This window comes from Runella zeae DSM 19591 (assembly GCF_000423565.1).
Taxonomy (GTDB): Bacteria; Bacteroidota; Bacteroidia; order Cytophagales; family Spirosomataceae; genus Runella; species Runella zeae.
Genome location: NZ_KE384043.1, coordinates 87,779 through 105,356, shown reverse-complemented (window position 1 = coordinate 105,356; position 17,578 = coordinate 87,779). Strand labels below are relative to the sequence as shown.

19 protein-coding genes are annotated in these 17,578 nt (G+C 42.5%); 9 read left to right on the top strand and 10 right to left on the bottom strand.

Annotation, left to right across the window (positions count from 1 at the left end):
• Position 1: 1 nt before the first annotated feature.
• A complete protein-coding gene (locus G563_RS0129465; protein WP_028668500.1) occupies positions 2-1,543 on the top strand; it encodes a YifB family Mg chelatase-like AAA ATPase in 1,542 nt (513 codons plus the stop codon).
• On the opposite strand, the gene G563_RS0129460 is transcribed toward G563_RS0129465, so the two are convergent.
• Together G563_RS0129460 and folK are read right to left on the bottom strand one after the other, a co-directional pair.
• Positions 1,540-2,913: a flavin monoamine oxidase family protein gene (locus tag G563_RS0129460; RefSeq protein WP_028668499.1), complete on the bottom strand. Its 1,374-nt coding sequence runs from the start codon at positions 2,911-2,913 to the stop codon at positions 1,540-1,542. The genes G563_RS0129465 and G563_RS0129460 overlap by 4 nt on opposite strands.
• 120 nt (positions 2,914-3,033) lie before the next feature.
• Positions 3,034-3,522, bottom strand: a complete 489-nt coding sequence (folK, locus tag G563_RS0129455) for a 2-amino-4-hydroxy-6-hydroxymethyldihydropteridine diphosphokinase (RefSeq protein WP_028668498.1) — start codon at positions 3,520-3,522, stop codon at positions 3,034-3,036.
• A 125-nt stretch (positions 3,523-3,647) separates the two neighbouring features.
• Here folK and G563_RS0129450 point away from each other — a divergent pair, with 125 nt between their 5' ends.
• Positions 3,648-4,556 (top strand): alpha/beta hydrolase, encoded by a 909-nt coding sequence (locus G563_RS0129450; protein WP_229598584.1) that lies wholly within the window; start codon positions 3,648-3,650, stop codon positions 4,554-4,556.
• 266 nt (positions 4,557-4,822) lie between these two features.
• Here G563_RS0129450 and G563_RS0129445 read toward each other — a convergent pair whose 3' ends face one another.
• The 8 genes from G563_RS0129445 to G563_RS0129410 form a co-directional block, all read right to left on the bottom strand.
• Positions 4,823-5,935 carry a ligand-binding sensor domain-containing protein gene (locus G563_RS0129445; RefSeq protein WP_028668496.1) on the bottom strand — a complete coding sequence of 371 codons (1,113 nt, stop codon included), beginning with the start codon at positions 5,933-5,935 and terminating at the stop codon, positions 4,823-4,825.
• 167 nt (positions 5,936-6,102) lie between these two features.
• A complete protein-coding gene (locus tag G563_RS36190) occupies positions 6,103-7,209 on the bottom strand; it encodes a ligand-binding sensor domain-containing protein (protein WP_051211283.1) in 1,107 nt (368 codons plus the stop codon).
• Between the two features lie 119 nt (positions 7,210-7,328).
• A complete protein-coding gene (locus tag G563_RS37355; RefSeq protein ID WP_084651004.1) occupies positions 7,329-7,955 on the bottom strand; it encodes an FISUMP domain-containing protein in 627 nt (208 codons plus the stop codon).
• Between the two features lie 6 nt (positions 7,956-7,961).
• The gene (locus G563_RS0129430; RefSeq protein WP_157585710.1) at positions 7,962-8,414 is read right to left on the bottom strand and encodes a hypothetical protein; all 453 of its coding nucleotides are present in this window, start codon (positions 8,412-8,414) and stop codon (positions 7,962-7,964) included.
• A 362-nt stretch (positions 8,415-8,776) separates the two neighbouring features.
• Entirely contained in the window at positions 8,777-9,508 is a 732-nt protein-coding gene (locus tag G563_RS0129425) for a hypothetical protein (protein ID WP_028668494.1), read from the bottom strand.
• Between the two features lie 305 nt (positions 9,509-9,813).
• Positions 9,814-10,284: an SMI1/KNR4 family protein gene (locus G563_RS0129420; RefSeq protein WP_028668493.1), complete on the bottom strand. Its 471-nt coding sequence runs from the start codon at positions 10,282-10,284 to the stop codon at positions 9,814-9,816.
• 115 nt (positions 10,285-10,399) lie between these two features.
• The gene (locus G563_RS0129415; protein WP_028668492.1) at positions 10,400-11,146 is read right to left on the bottom strand and encodes a hypothetical protein; all 747 of its coding nucleotides are present in this window, start codon (positions 11,144-11,146) and stop codon (positions 10,400-10,402) included.
• Between the two features lie 10 nt (positions 11,147-11,156).
• Positions 11,157-11,582 carry an AHH domain-containing protein gene (locus G563_RS0129410; protein ID WP_028668491.1) on the bottom strand — a complete coding sequence of 142 codons (426 nt, stop codon included), beginning with the start codon at positions 11,580-11,582 and terminating at the stop codon, positions 11,157-11,159.
• Between the two features lie 95 nt (positions 11,583-11,677).
• Here G563_RS0129410 and G563_RS0129405 point away from each other — a divergent pair, with 95 nt between their 5' ends.
• The 7 genes from G563_RS0129405 to kdpF all read left to right on the top strand — a co-directional run bounded on the left by G563_RS0129405 (position 11,678) and on the right by kdpF (position 17,566).
• On the top strand, positions 11,678-12,613 hold the full coding sequence (locus G563_RS0129405) for a homoserine kinase (protein ID WP_028668490.1): 936 nt from the start codon (positions 11,678-11,680) through the stop codon (positions 12,611-12,613).
• A 12-nt stretch (positions 12,614-12,625) separates the two neighbouring features.
• The gene (locus G563_RS0129400; protein WP_051211281.1) at positions 12,626-14,119 is read left to right on the top strand and encodes a M28 family peptidase; all 1,494 of its coding nucleotides are present in this window, start codon (positions 12,626-12,628) and stop codon (positions 14,117-14,119) included.
• 42 nt (positions 14,120-14,161) lie between these two features.
• Positions 14,162-14,356 (top strand): hypothetical protein, encoded by a 195-nt coding sequence (locus G563_RS38550; protein WP_028668488.1) that lies wholly within the window; start codon positions 14,162-14,164, stop codon positions 14,354-14,356.
• The gene (locus G563_RS0129390; protein WP_028668487.1) at positions 14,346-14,687 is read left to right on the top strand and encodes a type II toxin-antitoxin system PemK/MazF family toxin; all 342 of its coding nucleotides are present in this window, start codon (positions 14,346-14,348) and stop codon (positions 14,685-14,687) included. Before G563_RS38550 ends, G563_RS0129390 begins: the two co-directional genes overlap by 11 nt.
• A gap of 8 nt (positions 14,688-14,695) precedes the next feature.
• Positions 14,696-15,571 carry a UTP--glucose-1-phosphate uridylyltransferase GalU gene (galU, locus tag G563_RS0129385; RefSeq protein ID WP_028668486.1) on the top strand — a complete coding sequence of 292 codons (876 nt, stop codon included), beginning with the start codon at positions 14,696-14,698 and terminating at the stop codon, positions 15,569-15,571.
• 315 nt (positions 15,572-15,886) lie between these two features.
• Positions 15,887-17,218 carry a sigma-54-dependent transcriptional regulator gene (locus tag G563_RS0129380; protein WP_028668485.1) on the top strand — a complete coding sequence of 444 codons (1,332 nt, stop codon included), beginning with the start codon at positions 15,887-15,889 and terminating at the stop codon, positions 17,216-17,218.
• A gap of 267 nt (positions 17,219-17,485) precedes the next feature.
• Positions 17,486-17,566 carry a K(+)-transporting ATPase subunit F gene (gene kdpF / locus G563_RS39265; RefSeq protein WP_084651003.1) on the top strand — a complete coding sequence of 27 codons (81 nt, stop codon included), beginning with the start codon at positions 17,486-17,488 and terminating at the stop codon, positions 17,564-17,566.
• Positions 17,567-17,578 lie beyond the last annotated feature (12 nt).

Genomic DNA, 17,578 nt, shown 5'->3' with positions numbered 1-17,578 from the left:
TATGCTTTCAAAAACTTTTGGTAGTGCAGTCTATGGCGTCAATGCCACTATTATTACGATTGAAGTGGCAGTAGGACAAGGTATGCGTTTTTTTATGGTGGGTCTCCCTGATAGTGCCGTAAAGGAAAGTGAGCAGCGGGTAGAAGCTTCCCTAAAGTATTTTAACTACCGTATGCCGCGCCAAAAAGTGGTTGTAAATCTTGCACCAGCCGATATTCGCAAAGAAGGCTCTGCTTATGATTTGGCCATTGCATTGTGTGTATTAGAAGCTTCAGAGCAACTATCGCCCCAAAAGAAATTGGAAGAATATATCATTATGGGCGAACTTTCGCTTGATGGGAAATTGAGACCGATCAAAGGCGTGCTTCCCATTGCCATCGAGGCTCGAAAGCTCGGCTATAAAGGTTTTGTGTTGCCCGCAGCCAATGCCCAAGAAGCCGCTATTGTCAACAACATCGACGTTATCCCCGTCGAAACGCTCAAAGAAGCCATCGATTTTTTTGAAGGTACCCACGATATTAAGCCTCTTACGATTGACACGCGCGATATTTTTTTTAGCACTATCAACGACTACGAAGCTGATTTTGAACATGTTCAAGGACAAGAAAATATCAAACGTGCGCTCGAAATCGCCGCTTCAGGTGGGCACAATGTAATCATGATTGGGCCACCGGGAGCCGGAAAAACCATGCTTGCAAAGCGTTTGCCCTCGATTCTCCCTCCACTTACGCTGCAAGAAGCGCTCGAAACGACCAAAATCCATTCAGTAGCCGGAAAGCTCGGCTCCAAAGCGGCCCTTATATCACGTCGTCCGTTTCGGGCTCCGCACCATACGGTAAGCGATGCCGCCTTGGTCGGTGGCGGTACTTTTCCCCAGCCCGGCGAAATCTCTTTGGCACACAATGGCGTTTTGTTTTTGGACGAATTACCCGAATTCAAACGTACGGTTTTGGAAGTCATGCGTCAGCCCTTGGAGGAGCGTCGCGTCACGATTTCGCGCACCAAATGGGCCATTGAGTTTCCTGCCAATTTTATGCTCATTGCCAGCATGAACCCTTGCCCCTGTGGGTATTACAATCATCCCGAAAAAGAATGCGTATGTCCGCCGGGGACAGTGCAGCGCTATCTCAATAAAATCAGTGGTCCCCTCCTCGACCGCATCGACCTGCACGTAGAAGTGACACCCGTTTCGTTTGAACAAATTGCCTCTACGCGCAAAACCGAAAGTAGCGTAGCTATCAGAGAAAGGGTGATTAAAGCGCGCGAAATCCAAACCGAAAGATTCAAGTCAAATCCGGGGATTTATTGTAATGCCATGATGCCTTCGCAGATGGTAAAGGAGATTTGTGACATTAACCCTGCGGGTAAAGTTCTGCTAAAAACAGCAATGGAGCGCCTCGGGCTTTCGGCGCGTGCTTACGACCGTATCTTAAAAGTCGCGCGTACCATCGCCGACCTAGCCGATAGCTCCGACATCAAAATTGAACACCTAGCGGAGGCGATTCAGTACCGAAGTTTGGATAGAGAAAACTGGGCGGGCTAACTCACATCTCTCAACAACTCATCCACGGCTCTACGGCTTGATTCGATAGCACCGTGGACAGTCCCGCTGTGGCCTCCGTAGTGAGTAGCTTCGCCCGCAAAATATATCCTTCGTTTTACGGGTTGAGAAAGGGCTTGCCGCGTCAATAAGCCTCCTCCGCCAACCAAAGGATACGAAAAAGCTCCTTTGATGTAAGGCTCTTTTGTCCAATCAGTAATGCGGGCATTGGTCAAAGAAGCGGTAGCAGCCCCTTTGCCATACAGGGTATCCAAGTCTTTCAGAATAGACTGTACTAAGACGGTTGCCGATTGGGTACTCAAAAACTCAGCTTTTTCGCCCATTATGGTAGCCGTCAATACAAAAGATTTGGCCTCTCGTCCATACGAATTTACCTTAAACTGCGGTACTACTCCTGCGGTATAAATAGCGGCAGTATTGCTGTCCCAAAAGCGCTTATTGAAGAGCAACGTCACTTTCATTCCTGCTCCCATACCGATATTTTTGAGGGCATTAGTATGGGTTTCGGGCAAAGCAGGGGTGAGTTGCAAATCCCCTGACTGTAAAATACTTAGCGGAACAGTAATGATTACTTTATCCACAAATCGGCGTTGTGCTTGACTGTCTTCTAGCATGATTCGCTCGTTGCTATAATCAATACGTCGAATGGGCATATTTAAGATTACTTTGGGAAGTATATTCTTAAATTTTTCGGTCAATACATTCGTTAAAGAAAGATTGGTGGAAGTATACAAATCGGTACCTGCACTCCATATATTTGATTGCTCGGCCATCGACTTTACGCTCAATCGACTGGCCGAAGTACCATATTTGTTAGCCAAAATTGATTCAACCACATATCGTACATCGGTGGGCACCGAGCGAGCATTGAGAAATTGAAGCAACGTCACATCATCTCCTGTATAGCTAAGAGCCTCTCTTACAAGAGAGAGTGCCGCCTGAAAATTAGCATTTGTTTTCAGTTGTTCTTCATTCTGAATTTGAGAACCTATTTGATAAAAATCATTGGCACTATCACTTTTAATCAGCGTAGCTCCTGCTCCTTTTACCCAATCATACCACTGTGAAGGAGGGCCGTAGATTTCTTCTGCGCCAAGCTCAAGGTCAAAATCTGCCAAACCTTTCAGTGACCTGATTCGCCCGCCGATTTGGTCAGAAGCTTCATAAATAGTGTATTTAGCTTCTTGTTCTTCCAACAGCTGCCCCGCGTACAATCCAGCGGCTCCTGCACCAATGATGGCGATTTGTCCTTCATATTTACGATTGGCATCAGGGGTTTTGTCTTGACAGCTTCCCAGTGCCACTGCTCCAGTTGTAATGAGCGTATTTTTGATAAAATCGCGACGTTGCATAACTTTCTAAGTGCTAAACCACAACGGGGTTAAAAAATAATATCCGGTCAATTCCTCCAAAAATCCCTCTTTTAGGAAGTTAAAAACCTCTCTACTTAGCTTTTTCCAAAGTCTAAATCTCTATTCACAAACGTTTACGGAGCTATCATCAGTACAATCGTTCAGTAATTCTTGGTTTGTTTTTCTAAAAATGGGATGAACGAAATCGGGGGCTATTTCTACCAACGGCACAAGCGTAAACCGACGCTCGTGTAAACGCGGATGAGGTAATGACAAGGTTTCTATCTCTAAAATCAGATCATCATAATACAAAATATCAATATCTATAACCCTTGCGCCCCAGCGAAGCCGCCGTTCGCGCCCTAATTTTTTTTCGATAGCAAGTGTATTTTCCAACAATTCTTGCGCCGAAAGGTGGGTTTCAATCTTCAATACTTGATTTAGAAAAGCCGGTTGGTCGGTCACCCCCCAGGGAGCTGTTTCGTACAACGACGAGGCAACAATCTGAGTGGCTAGTTGCTCCGAGATTAAACGCCTTGCTTCGGCTAATGTCCCCTTTCGGTCTCCTAAATTGGCTCCCAACAATATAAAAACGGGATTTTGATTCATCTCGCAAAGGTAGGCAAACTATTAATAATTCTGTTTTCGACCTTCAAAAACAAATAAAGTCTTTTAGAATATAAGCAGAAAAAGAACGTAAAGTGCTTTTTCAAAAAAATAGTAAACCTCTTTCCATGATGACACCTTACAGAAGCCTATTTCTTTTTCTGACAATATTTGTTTGGGGGGGTGCCTGTGTGGCACAGCAAGAAATTTCTTTGTACAACGCCGCAATCCCCAATGCTACCAACGCTCCCAATGAGGAAATAAAAACGCCCAATCATGTGGTGTCTAAAGTAGCAATACCTACGCTTAGCGTTTTTTTGCCCCCTAAAGAAAAAGCTACGGGCGTAGCGGTGATTATTTGTCCAGGGGGAGGCTATGGGGTGCTCGTCATCAAAAGAGAAGGATATGATGTGGCCGAGGCATTTGTAAAACAAGGCATTGCGGCATTTGTACTCAAATACCGTCTTCCTAGCTCCAAAACCATGATTGACCCTTCCATAGGGCCATTGCAAGATGCGCAGCAAGCTATCAAGACGGTTCGTCAGCGTGCCAATGAGTGGAATATCAATCCTCAAAAAATCGGCATCATGGGCTTTTCGGCAGGGGGGCATTTGGCTTCTACGGCAGGGACGCATTTCGGGCGTACGATTCTTCCCAATCCAGAAGGCACTAGCCTGCGTCCTGATTTTATGATTCTGGTGTATCCGGTTATTAGTTTTATGGAAGGCATCGGTCACAAAGGCTCTGGTGCCAATCTCTTGGGAAAAGACGCTTCGGCTGAGCAAATCAAGCTTTACTCTAACGAAATCCAAGTCACTCCTCGTACGCCTCCGGCTTTCATTACCCATGCCAGCGACGATACGGTGGTGCCAGTAGCTAATAGTTTGCTTTTTTATGAAGCTTTACAAAAAAACAAGGTAATGAGTGAGTTGCATATTTATTCGAAAGGAGAACACGGATACCTCAAAGTCCCAGCTTTCGACGAATGGTTTGGACGTTGCTTACTCTGGATGAAAACGGCAGGATTTACGCCTTAGAGAGAAAGGAATAATTCTGGGTTATAATTTGCAGAATACTATTTATAACAAACTCTCTTTCAATGAATTAATGCTGATTTTCAACAAACGAGTGAAGCCATTTTGCCTCGCGATAGGTCAGGTCTTGGTACTTGTTAATGGTATAAAATCATATCCCACTTACAGTTCGTTTGACTCGCAATAGATGATGACCCGTGCAACGAAGCGCAAGCTTGACTTTTTCGTCAAACCATTTTAGTAGACAAACCTCACAAGTAGGTAAAATCCTACCAAGGGCCGTTCTTTTTCACTTGATAAAACCGTTGACCGTCAAAGCGATAGAGTCCTTGCCCCGTACCCCACCACATGTTTCCAGCTTTATCTTGAAACATACTTTGAACACAGCAATTTAAGCCGTCAGCCGGGGTAAACACCGTAAAAGCTTTTGGATTCGGTAGGGTAACGGAAGGATCAAATCGCGTTGTACTGCCTCGGGCGGTAATCCAAATGATACCCGATTGCTCAATAATGATCCCCCAAAACTCCGTTCCGCCCAGACCGTCTTTGGAAGTATATTCAGTGAACGTTTTTCCGTCGTAACGGCAAATGCCGTTTTTCATGGTAAACCACAAATTGCCCGCTTTGTCTTGGGCAATTCCTCCTGCGTAGTTCTCGCCCAATAATTCTTTTTCTGCCAAATGGCTCATGGCATTATCACCTTTCTGTTCAGGGTCATAGCGAAAGACCCCTTGATTAGAAGACGCAAACCAAATGTTTCCATTTTTATCTTCCATAATACCTGCAATATTGACCTTGCCAAGTTCTTTAAATAGGGAAAAACTTTTTCGGCCTTCGCTATCGGCCACAGGGTCATAGCGATAAACGCCGCCGCGTGTCCCAACCCAAACCGTGCCCGATTTATCAACAAGAATGCCTTTTCGAGTAATATCAACGTAGGCCAGACCATCTTTTTGGTTATAATTTTTAAACCTTTTTCCGACAGCCTGTCTGGAGTCATACTTGTACACACCTTGGTCGGTGCCAAACCACATATTGCCTTCTTTATCTTCATTGATAGCATAGACAGTTTGGTTATAGAAACCGTCAGGATTGGAAAAATAGGTCAAGGTTTCTTGGTCGTACCGCACTACGCCTTCGCCTATGGTACCAAACCATAAATTTCCTTTCGAATCCTGAAAAATACTTCGGATATATTGGCTGACCAAGGTCGTGTCAAAATCGGGTGCCAACCTCACGGCCTTAAAGTTTTTTATGACTTTAGGGCTTGGTTTGGGCGTATTTGAGCCTTTTTGTCTATTTGTTTTTTCTTGTCCGCCGCAAGATGTACAAAAAAGAACCACAAGGAGCAGTGATGTTAAAAGGGTCGCTATTTTTTTCATAATTTTATTTTTACCCGCAGAAAGCCGCAGAATTACAAACGCTGATTCTCGCTGAAAAAGGGCTTTATATGGTCATTAATCAGCGTCATCTGCGACTTTCAATCGGCGTAAATCAGCGGGTAATAGTTAAAGAAAGCTGCCTAGCAATATATATTTTGGGCTTTTAGTTAATATTTTCGTTCAAAAGACTTGCCATTGAAACGATACACACCATTGGGGCCTCCGCCAAACCACAATTCACCCGCTTTGCTTTTGTAAATAATCCAAACAAAGTCACCATCTAGGCCATCTTTTTGGGTAAAATTTTTCATGGTATGGCCATCATATCGCCACACACCTGACGCTACTGTTCCAAACCAAATATTCCCCAAAGTATCCTCACCTATCGAAAAAACTCTGTCCAAGGAATTACCTTTGGTGTCTTCCTTTCTTAACTGATGTTGTTTTGTAAAATGGATGAATTGTTTGCCATCATATTTTAATACCCCGATGCCACCAATTGGACTGCTACCGCTATTGTTTCCAATCCATAAATTACCTTTGCTGTCCTCCATTATACACCGAATATGCAGAGATTCGGTTGGGGAGCCTTTTAATCCTAATGAGTCATCGGTATATATTTTAAATTGCTTACCATCATGCCCAATCAAGGCATTATAAGTTCCAAACCAAACCGTTCCATTTTTACTTCTGACAAAAGGGGTTGAAATTGAATAAGCGTTTTCCTCTCCTAGTTTTGGTTTTATTGGGAAGCTGCGGTAATTGAGTTTTTTTCCATCATATTGATACACGCCTGGCACACCTTCAAGTTTATTGTAACCCGCCGTTTCATCCCCTTTAAACCAAAGGTCACTATCCGTTAATTTCCACCCGTTTTCTGAATCATACTTTCTTTCATTGTAAACGGTCATTTTTTCACCATCATATCTACTTAACCCAATTCCACACTCAAACCAGATGATACCATTTTTATCTTCATAAATGCTCCTCACCTGGTTGTCACTCAATCCGTTTTGGGTTGTAAAATAGTGCAACCGACCATTCTGAAGCATACACACACCTTCGTTATGACTGCCAAACCAAATATTTCCTTTACTATCTTCTAAAATTGAACGAACTCCTTTCGTGTATTTCAACCGTGTGATGTCAATTTGAGAATGAACAATCTGATTTTCCTTAGTTGATTGACTTTGACTATTGCAAGAGTTTATTACTATAATCAAAACTGTCCAGCCAAGAACAAACAGGTTTTGTCTATCTGATTTCACTTTCATTGTAAAAGGGTCTTTTAGTAGGACGCACAATAGAAATGATACTGATTAATGATAATTGACAAATGATTTTAAACTCAACGATTCATATTATTTCTGACCCGCTGCATTCAATAGATAAATTAATCCCGAACGCAACGAACAGATACAGCGTAAGAAACAGAGCCAGGGAAACGGAACGCTTTTGTTTTAAGTGGTTTTTCCCCTGGGCCACCATAACTGAAGTTCCATTCCCAAGCTTTACCCTCCTCATCCGTGGGTGTGGACGTCCACCAGAAACCCATCACACTCATCACCTCATAAAGATTATTTCTGCGAATACCTGCTGGAAGCCCGTTAAACCCGCTGCTGTTAGTGCCGTTGCCGTCTTCAGCCCAACCTTTGATGCTTTTCAGGGCTTCGCCAGCCTTGTCGGTTCCACCAAATTTAGTCACCAACATAGACCATTCACTATCCGTTGCTAAATGCCAACCGCTGGGGCAGGCTTTTTTCGCTGCTTCCCAGGTGTAAAGCAAGCCTAGCTCTTTTCGATTGCTATCTTTGTCATCATAAGCATAGCTCTCCTGCACTTTGTAGTTCAAGTTTTGGGCCATCCAAGTAACCGTGGTGTTGGTTAAAGCATTTTTAAAGCTGAACGTTTTATACGTTTGCCCATCGCGTGAGTCGGTAAAAGTGCCAGTGGATTGGGCAATGCCTACCTGAGTAAAAAACAAGGTAACAAGTAGCGTAAGGATGTGCTGTTTTATCATAAATGCCTAGCAGCCGTCGCCATTTTGAACCGTCACTTTCTTAAAAATCAGTGGAAAAAGGTATTTGGTAAATACCACTTTGGGCTTTTGATTTTCGGCCGCATTCCCGACGGTTTCTACCACCAACGCGTCACCAAAACGTGCCCGTGACACCAAAAAACCAATTTCAGCTTCGTATTGCTCTTTCCCGTTGGTTTGCCCTCCAAAACTCAGTTTTTGGTCACCGCGTTTTAGGTAAATGCGGAAAGGCATTTTTGAATCTGATTCTAAAGAGTTTACGGTCAAAACACCCCTGCTCACGGTTGACAACCCTGCTTGGTCTAATGGTTGGCCGTCTAAGAGCAAAGCCACGGACATTTTAGCGTCGTTGGTCGAATTAGCGGTTGGGACAGCGGTAGTTGCTGCTACGCAAATGAGAATACCAAGTGCAGCAAGTCCGATAAATGATAGCGTTTTCATGATTTTAGGTTGTTTATAGGTGTTTACTTCTTTGATGTTGACAAAGGTATTTTCACCCACAAAATCTTCTGAATTATTCCTGTAAAAGAATGTAAATGAAATGTAAAAGTTTGTTATTCGACTTTTATCGAATGTGTATAACCTGATAATGAAGCCTTTATGGCTTGTACACTTACTAGAAGAATGATAACAATTCTATCCCGTAATCTGTATCCCAACGCCCTATTTGCAGTAGCTGATTTTAAAACCGAAAGAATCCAAATTCGTCTTTTTCACTTTGATAAAGTTTTGCTGATGACTACCCTACACCCTCATTTGTGTCTCCACAGATTAGGGATTGAGAAAACAATGGATTTTGTCCATTATCCCAGCGATTTTAACTTTTCATATAATGCCTCTGTTGCTTCTGCATAATTTTTGAAACTGTCAGGATAGTCTTTCTCAACTTCTCTATACATGTTTATTTGTATATTTAAAGAAGAGTGTATATCAAACTTATCATTTACCTTGTAATCAATAATTATTTTACGAAGTAGTGTGGGACTAGAAAAAAAGACAGCGATTTCATCCTCATTCATTTTATTACTGGCTTCAAAGACATCATTGAGGGTCTGGTATTTATCTACAAAATGTATCTTAGCATAGTCAATGGCTTTTTTGATTTCAACCATTATTGTCTTCATTAAATCTTCTAAATCCTCATTACCAATTTTGTAGGTAATAGGTTGCTCTAATTTTGATGCGTCTAAGGGCAACAACCAACTTTCTTCGATAAATTCATAAAATATATCAGAAAGATTTGGAATTTGCTTGAAAGGTAGTACCTGTTGAATGGTAGCATTGTAATTACCATAGCTTTTATAATGTATCTGATGCTTTTTTAGAATAGGCACAATGAGTTTTTCCACTTCATCAAATCGTTTCATAATCATTAGTTTTTCTCTTACACTTTTACTATTGGGATAAGATCTAAATCCAACAACAAATGCAAAATCTTTATGGGGTTTTGCTATTAAATCAAAACCGTCTGAGGCTACTTTTACATGATATTCTTCCCCAAAAATATCATTAATGACTTTTTTCAATAGTTCCATTTTTAAAAATCAGTTGTTATGTCAGTGATTACATTTTCTACACCTGCATCATAGGCTTTTATCCACTTGATTGTGCCGTCTTTAAAAGCTGCTGTCCCTAAAACGCCTAATTTTGACCCTCGTATCTAATATTTATTCAACCCCTTGGCAATTCGTTGGTTGGGTGTATGACTCGTTGACTGGGATAATTTGGTTTCTTAGCAAGTCTGTTAATGACTCCATCGTTTTTGGTAGCAAAAATACTGCGGTTAACTCTTATCCTGACGGTTATGGTGAAGACACAGACCACGGGTTTGTGTATGTTTTCACTCACTTGGTGCTAATCCATCAAAAAACTCTTGTAATGAATCTGCTAATTTGAAAATGAGGTAATTAACCTCATCAATTGGGTTATCAGTCTCTATCCAAAAAATTTTTCCTAAATCCTTCCCCGTATGTCCTATACATATAAAACAAGCTCCACAATCTGAAAATGCTATAAATCTATTAGTACCAAAATCACCTAAACCAGCAGCTTCTGTTCCTTTAAAAGTATGTAAATAGGTTGTTTTTAAGTTTTCTATATCATAAAAAATATTTATACCTCCAATCCATTCGGCGTCATGATAAATTTTGTACGATGTCTCATTAGGCCCAGCATAACCACCATTATTAATCTTATATAGCTCCCTTAATGAAATAGGGATTTCTATACCAATTTCACTTTCAACAGTTTGCAATTCCTCCTCGCTTACTGGCGGCTTTTTTATTGAAAATAGATTTTCAAATGTTTTCATTTTAATTACAGTTAAATTTAGTAGGTGATGGAAATGATTGTTTAAGATTATTCAAAACTAATGACCTACACCGTGGCCTCAGGCCTTTGGAGAAACGGATTACAGATTGAGGCTGTCATAAACTTGAAGGAGGAAGAAAACTAACGGTAAAACCACCGAACTCCTCATACCAAATACCTGAAATATTGGCTTGCTCTAAGGCATCTTTCATTGGACTACTGATAATAACCTCGCCATCAAGCATAGCCAAATCAGGCAATTCGTTGATTACTTTTTCAAAAAAAAGCAATTCTTGATTACTTTCCCTGCATTCCTTTATTTTTACAAAAAAAGAGTCTTCATCTAATATCCCAATTTCACTACCTACATGTATGCTTGCGGATTCTTCTACAGGCTCTTTTTTATCGCCTTTATATTTCATTGTGTATTTACTGCGGGCATAATCTATCGGTAATCGACTCCCTAATTGAAAAAGGTAGTAGTCTAAAAAATTGTTTTTATACAATAATTTAGCTGGGTAAAACTGATGAGGTTGATAAATAGCAAACTTTTCCATAATGCTTTTCAATTTTGGCGATACCAAATAGCCAATAACCGTAGTCAATTCCTGCGATAAGTAATATAAATCGAGTAAAACCCAGTTGTATCTATAATTGCGCATCAATACATCCCTTAAGATAAAATGGTCAAACACAGGGGGATTGTCAAACATAGCAAACTGAGGCCAACTACTGACAGGGAATCTTCCGGTGCGATAGGTATGGGCGGCAATTGAGCCGGGAGCGGCTTGGGCATAAGGATGGGCTCGTCTTTTCTTCCCTTTAGTTTGCCAACTAGCGGCTGAGAATTTGTAATATTTCATGAGAGAATAGTTATTTTGACTTAATAGATAGCGTGCTTAAAGATCGATTTTTTTTAATACAATCGTCCACGATTTCGTCTTTTACCTTTTCAACAAATTTCTTAATAGCTTCTAATGCTTCTCCCTTCTTGGCCTCGTCTTTTAAATCGTATTTGGCCATTATATCATTTATCTTCTTATTGATCTGTCCTGCATAGGTAGGAGAATTTGAATGATGCCCTATTCCATTATGGACGGGGAGCATCATCAAGCCATTGTCACCACCGATAAAATTAAAGATTTTTCCTTTATCCCATTCTATAAGATCAGCTAGGCGTGTATTTGTTCCTAGGATACTTTCTGGTATAACATGGTGAGCTTCGCTTGAATTTACGAAAACCATATCCGACCAACCTTTGGTATCGGCTCCTCCCTCTAATTTTACATCATTTTGCATTTCACCGCACGGCTTTTGAAGTCATTCTGTTTTTTAGGGTTTTTATGTACTTTTGTCAAATTATCATTCCGCCTTCTCATCTGATTGATTGACAAATGAATTACATCAAAGCTTTTGCCCCAGCTACCGTGGCCAACGTAGCTTGTGGGTTTGATATTTTTGGTTTTGCGCTTGACCAACCCGGCGACATCGTAGAGCTACGTAAACTTGATACTCCAGGGGTCATTATCAAAGACATTATCGGCGACGACGGTCGCCTTCCACGAGAGCCTGAACGCAATGCCGTAACGGTCGTGATGCTCAAATTCTTGGCGCATATCGGCGCTACGCAAGGCGTAGAGGTGATTCTTCACAAAAACATGCCGCTTGGTAGCGGAATGGGCTCAAGTTCAGCGAGTTCGGTGGTAGGCATTTTTGCCATCAATGAGCTTTTTGGTCGCCCACTTACCCAAACTCAGCTCCTTCCTTTTGCCATGGAAGGCGAGCGTATCGCTTGTGGTGCTGCCCATGCCGACAACGTAGGCCCGGCACTTTTGGGAGGTTTTGTCGTCATTAGGAGCTACGCCCCTTTGGATGTTTTCAAAGTCAAAGTCCCCGACGAGCTGTATTGTACCCTTGTTCATCCCGATGTAGAAGTCAATACCAAAGACGCCCGTTACATCTTGCGCAACGAGGTATCCCTCAAAAATACCATTTCTCAAATGGGCAACGTCGCCGGACTTATCGCGGGATTGATGCAAGAAGATTATGATTTGGTGAGTCGTTCGATGGTCGATGTCATTATTGAGCCTGTGCGTTCTATTCTTATTCCCGAATTTGACCACGTAAAACAAGCCGCTCTCAACAGCGGCGCATTGGGATGTAGCATTTCTGGGGCAGGGCCATCCATGTTTGCCTTGAGTCGTGGGCAAGAAACCGCCAGCAGAGTGGCACAAGCCATGAGCGAAGCTTTTGGAAGCGTGGGCATTACGACCAAAAGCTATGTCTCGCAAATCAATCAGCAAGGCCCAAAAATCCTTGAAACTGCCTAAAATCACTTCATCATGTTGAAATACTCCCCCAAATCACTTCTTGCTACCACTCTTATCGCCGCTTGTGTGAGTTTGTCGGCAGCTGCCCAATCTATCAAAAAGCTGCCTGAATCACAGATTCAAAAAGCCGAAGTCGAACTAAACATGCGTTTTCTGGCCTCCGACGAGCTGCAAGGCCGGCGCACGGGCGAGCAAGGCAATTTAGTAGCAGCTCGCTACTTGGCTGAGCAATTGCGCTTTTTGGGTGTCAAGCCAGTGGCAGCACAAGCTGATTATTTGCAGCCTGTGCCGTTTGTACTTCAGAAAATGGCTAAGGAAGGAGTATTGATTGCCAACGGTGATACCTTACACGTAGGAAAAGAATTTGTGATTTTGGGTAGTGATGCCGTCAATTTTAGCGCCGATGTAGTATTTGTAGGATACGGCCAAGCAGCCGACTACACCAAAGACGTCAAAGGCAAAATCGTAGTAGCGCAAGTAGGCACGCCCGAATCCAAAACACCCCAAGAGATATTTGCCGCCTCCAACGAAAAACGCAAGCTTGCCACTGAAAAAGGGGCCGCTTTGTTGATTGAATTGTTTACGGCCCAAATTCCCTGGGGTTTTGCGTCTCGCTATTTTGGCAACGAAAAACTGAGCTTAGGCACTGCTGCCACCGGTACGCCTCACATTTGGGTCAATGGCCAGCAAAAAAAGTACGTGGATTTGTTTAAAAATGGGGCCACTTCGGCTACCTTCTACACTACTGGTCGCGCCCAGCAAAATGTAATGTCTTACAATGTGGTAGGAGTAATAGAAGGCACCGACCCTGTGCTCAAAAATGAGTATATTGTGGTAAGTGCTCACTTCGACCACGTAGGAATGGGTAAAAAAGGAGGCAATACCTACACCGCTGCCGATAGTATTTTCAACGGTGCCCGCGACAATGCCTTCGGTACGGTAGCTATGCTTACCGCCGCCAAAACCCTCACGCTAAAACCTACCAAACGCTCGATTCTTTTGATAGGATATACCGCCGAGGAGGTTGGTCTTTTGGGAAGTAAATACTATTCAGAACACCCGCTTGTTCCTCTCAAACAATGCGTATTCAATCTCAACAGCGACGGCGCAGGCGTAGGCGACCGTTCGATAGTATCGGTGATTGGGCTCAATCGTACCAACTGCAACACCGAAATCGAAGCTGCTTGTAAAGCTTTTGGGCTTGGTGTTTTTGCCGACCCTGCTCCCGAACAAAACCTTTTTGACCGCTCCGACAATGTCAACTTAGCAGCTAAGGGTATTCCAGCTCCTGATTTTGCGCCAGGCTTCAAAAGCTTCGACGGTGAGATTGCCCAATATTACCACCAAGCCGCTGACAACCCACAGTCGGTAGATTTTGATTATTTGCTCAAGTTTTGTCAATCTTTCGCCTATGCGGCCCGCCTTATCGCCAACAAGCCCATTACGCCTTATTGGGTAGCAGGCGACAAATATGAGCCAGCCGCCAAAGCATTGTATGGAAAATAAACGGTGTTTTTTTATTAGCTTTGTCCTAAAACATACACTAGTATGCTAGAAACATCCACCAGAAAAAAAGCCCACGAATTAATAGATAGTGTAGAAGACGAATCTATTTTAGAAATAATAGTGGCTTTATTAAAACGAGAATTAGAGCGCGAGTACACCGCTAATGATTACCGAAAAGCCGCAGTCCTCAACGGCAATCGCCTGTTGGCTAAATCACTCAAAAACTATGAAGGGTAAAGTATCTCAATGGGAAGTTGTCGAAGTAAATTTTCAAATGCCTGATGGACGCTTTTTACCTCACCCAGCCTTAGTAGTGTCAAACGATGAACTGTTTTATGATGAGGATTTTTTTTATGCCGTCTTAATGACTACTAAAAATTATTTTCCAAAATACACGATTGAAATCAAACCTGAAATGCTCACTAAAGCATCTTCTCGTAACGGATACTTCGCTACCCATATTGTCGGTATGTTTAATATGGATAGTGTTATGAAAAAACAAAATACTTTTTTAAAACCTGAATATTATGATTTCGTAAAACACAAAATCATAAATTCTATTTTTTAATTCCCCACATGATTCGTAAAGCCGTTATACCCGCTGCAGGTCTAGGTACTCGTTTCTTACCTGCTACCAAATCTCAACCTAAAGAGATGCTCCCTATCATCGACACGCCCACTATTCAGTACGTAGTGCAAGAAGCGGTGGATTCGGGCATCGAAGATATTTTGATTATTACTGGCCGTGGCAAACGTGCCATCGAAGACCATTTTGACCGTAACGTCGAACTTGAAGCAAAGCTAGAAGAAAAACATGACGAACTTCTCTGGAATGAAATGCGCCGCTTGTCAGACATGGCCAACATCCATTATGTTCGTCAACGCGAAACCAATGGCCTCGGCGATGCTATTTACTATGCCAAGCAACACGTTGGTAACGAGCCATTTGCAGTACTTCTAGGAGACACTATCATGGATTCGGTGATTCCGGTGACTCAACAACTCATCGACACCTACGAGCAATACCAAAGTACCGTGATTGCGGTAGAAACCGTACCGCGCGAGAAAGTAAATCGCTACGGAATCGTAGGGGGTACTGCTTTGAGCGATACAATTATGCAATTGGATGCGCTTATCGAAAAGCCTTCTATCGAATCTGCCCCTTCTAATTTGGCAATCGCTGGACGCTATATTTTATCGCCCGAAATTTTTACGGCTATTGAGCAAACTGGCAAAGGAAAAGGCGGCGAAATTCAGCTAACGGATTCATTCCAAATCCTGCTCCGTCGCGAAAGTATCTACGCCCACCGCATCGAAGGAGAGCGTCATGATATTGGTAACAAACTCGATTTCTTGAAAACTACTGTGAAGTTTGCCCTCAAACGCAAAGAGTTTTCTGCTCCTTTCTTGAAGTTTTTGAAAGAGACATTGGCAGAATATGACGTAAAGTAAAAGTGAATCGCTATCCGAAGTTAAGTAACTAAGCAATGTTAACTGTGTTGAATATCAAAAACTTAATCACATAATTAATTAGGATTTTGTCACAACCTTATCAAACCCCAGGCCGCATCGGTGTTCAGACTTTAGGCTGGGGACAATAACCAACAACTACAGTAATGGCTTTAGCCCTGATTTTTGACCTTATACTTGAAAAATCAGGGCTAAAGCCCTCGTTATATCCTTCTTATTTATAGGCCCCCGCCTAAAGGCTAGGGTTAGAAGATGACACTTAGTATATCAATTAATTTTGATAACAAACGCTCCTCCATGGCAAACCTCCTCCTCATTGATGATGAAATTAAGCTACGCGGGTTGCTGAAGCGCATCTTGGAGTTGGAAGGATACCACGTCAATGAGGCTAGCGACGCCCGTTCGGCCTTTCATATTTTAGAAAAACAAGATATTCAAGTAGTAATTTGTGACGTAAAACTCCCTGACGCGCACGGTGTAGCCCTTACCCAACAAATCAAAACTCAGTTTCCTCTCCTAGAAATCATCTTGCTGACCGCTTATGGCACGATCGCCGATGGTGTGCAAGCCGTCAAAAATGGGGCTTTTGACTATCTTACCAAAGGTGACGACAATGACCGCATTGTACCGCTCGTAGCGCGTGCAGTAGAAAAAGCCGAACTCCAGCAAAAAGTAAAGCGACTCGAAGAAAAAGTAAGTCAGAAGTTTGGGTTTGGAAGTGTGATTGGCTCTTCACAAGTAATCAAAGAATCCCTCCACCTCGCCCAAAAAGTGGCGCTGACGGATACTACGGTTTTGTTGTTGGGCGAAACAGGCACGGGCAAAGAGGTTTTTGCCCAAGCGATTCACCAAGAAAGCCCAAGGCGCGAAAAATCTTTTGTGGCGCTCAACTGTAGTGCTTTTAGCCGTGAGATTTTAGAAAGCGAATTGTTTGGCCACCGGGCCGGTGCTTTTACGGGCGCGCTTAAAGACAAAAAAGGGTTGTTGGAAGAAGCCCACGGAGGCACTTTGTTTTTGGATGAAATTGGTGAAATGACGCTCGAACTCCAAGCCAAACTTTTGCGGGTTTTGGAAACCAATTCTTTTTACAAAGTAGGCGATACCAAACCCACCCAAGTCAATGTACGCTTTGTGGCCGCCACCAATCGCAACCTCAAAGCCGAAGCCGAAAAAGGTCTTTTTCGCCTAGATTTATATTATAGATTGTCGGTTTTTGAAATCAATCTTCCTCCTCTTCGCCAACGCCCCGACGACATTCCTGCTATAGCTCAACATTTTGCTCAAATATATGCAGCCAAAATGAATCGCCCTATGCCTAAGTTATCAACAGGCTTTGTGGATAAACTCCGCCAAAATCAATGGAAAGGAAATATCCGCGAACTCAAAAATATCATCGAACGAGCTGTTATTTTAGCCAACAATAACGAGCTAACCCCGCAAGAACTTCCCTTTGAGCTACAGTTTGGTTTTGAGAATGCGATTCAAGGAGTGGCTACTTTGGCAGAAGTAGAGAAAAGGCATATTCAATGGATGCTCGTTCACACTCAACACAACAAAACCGAAACCGCCCGTTTGCTAGGTATTGGTCTTACTACTCTTTACCGTAAAATCGAGGAATACGGATTATGATTTTTGGTCAATTTTTCAAAATGAAAACATAGCCTTCCAAAATGGAAGGCTTTTTTATGGCCCTTTCAACACTCCAATTCCATAAAACACTGTTTTACAGACACTTTCATCTTTTTTCTTTTTGGTGGCACAGCTTTGGCATCTATCATCAGCAATTCACCAAAACAGTATTCATTATGATTATGCTCCTCTCTCTTTTGCTCACAGGTGTTGGGTGTTTTGCCTTGTTTTTTGGTTCGATTCGCTTTTTTGAAAAAATCTAAAACTATGTTTCTTATCCTATTTGTGCTCGCTCTGGCCGTTTTAGGCTATTTGGTTTATGTCTTACTCAAACCCGAAAAGTTTTAAATCTGTACCACT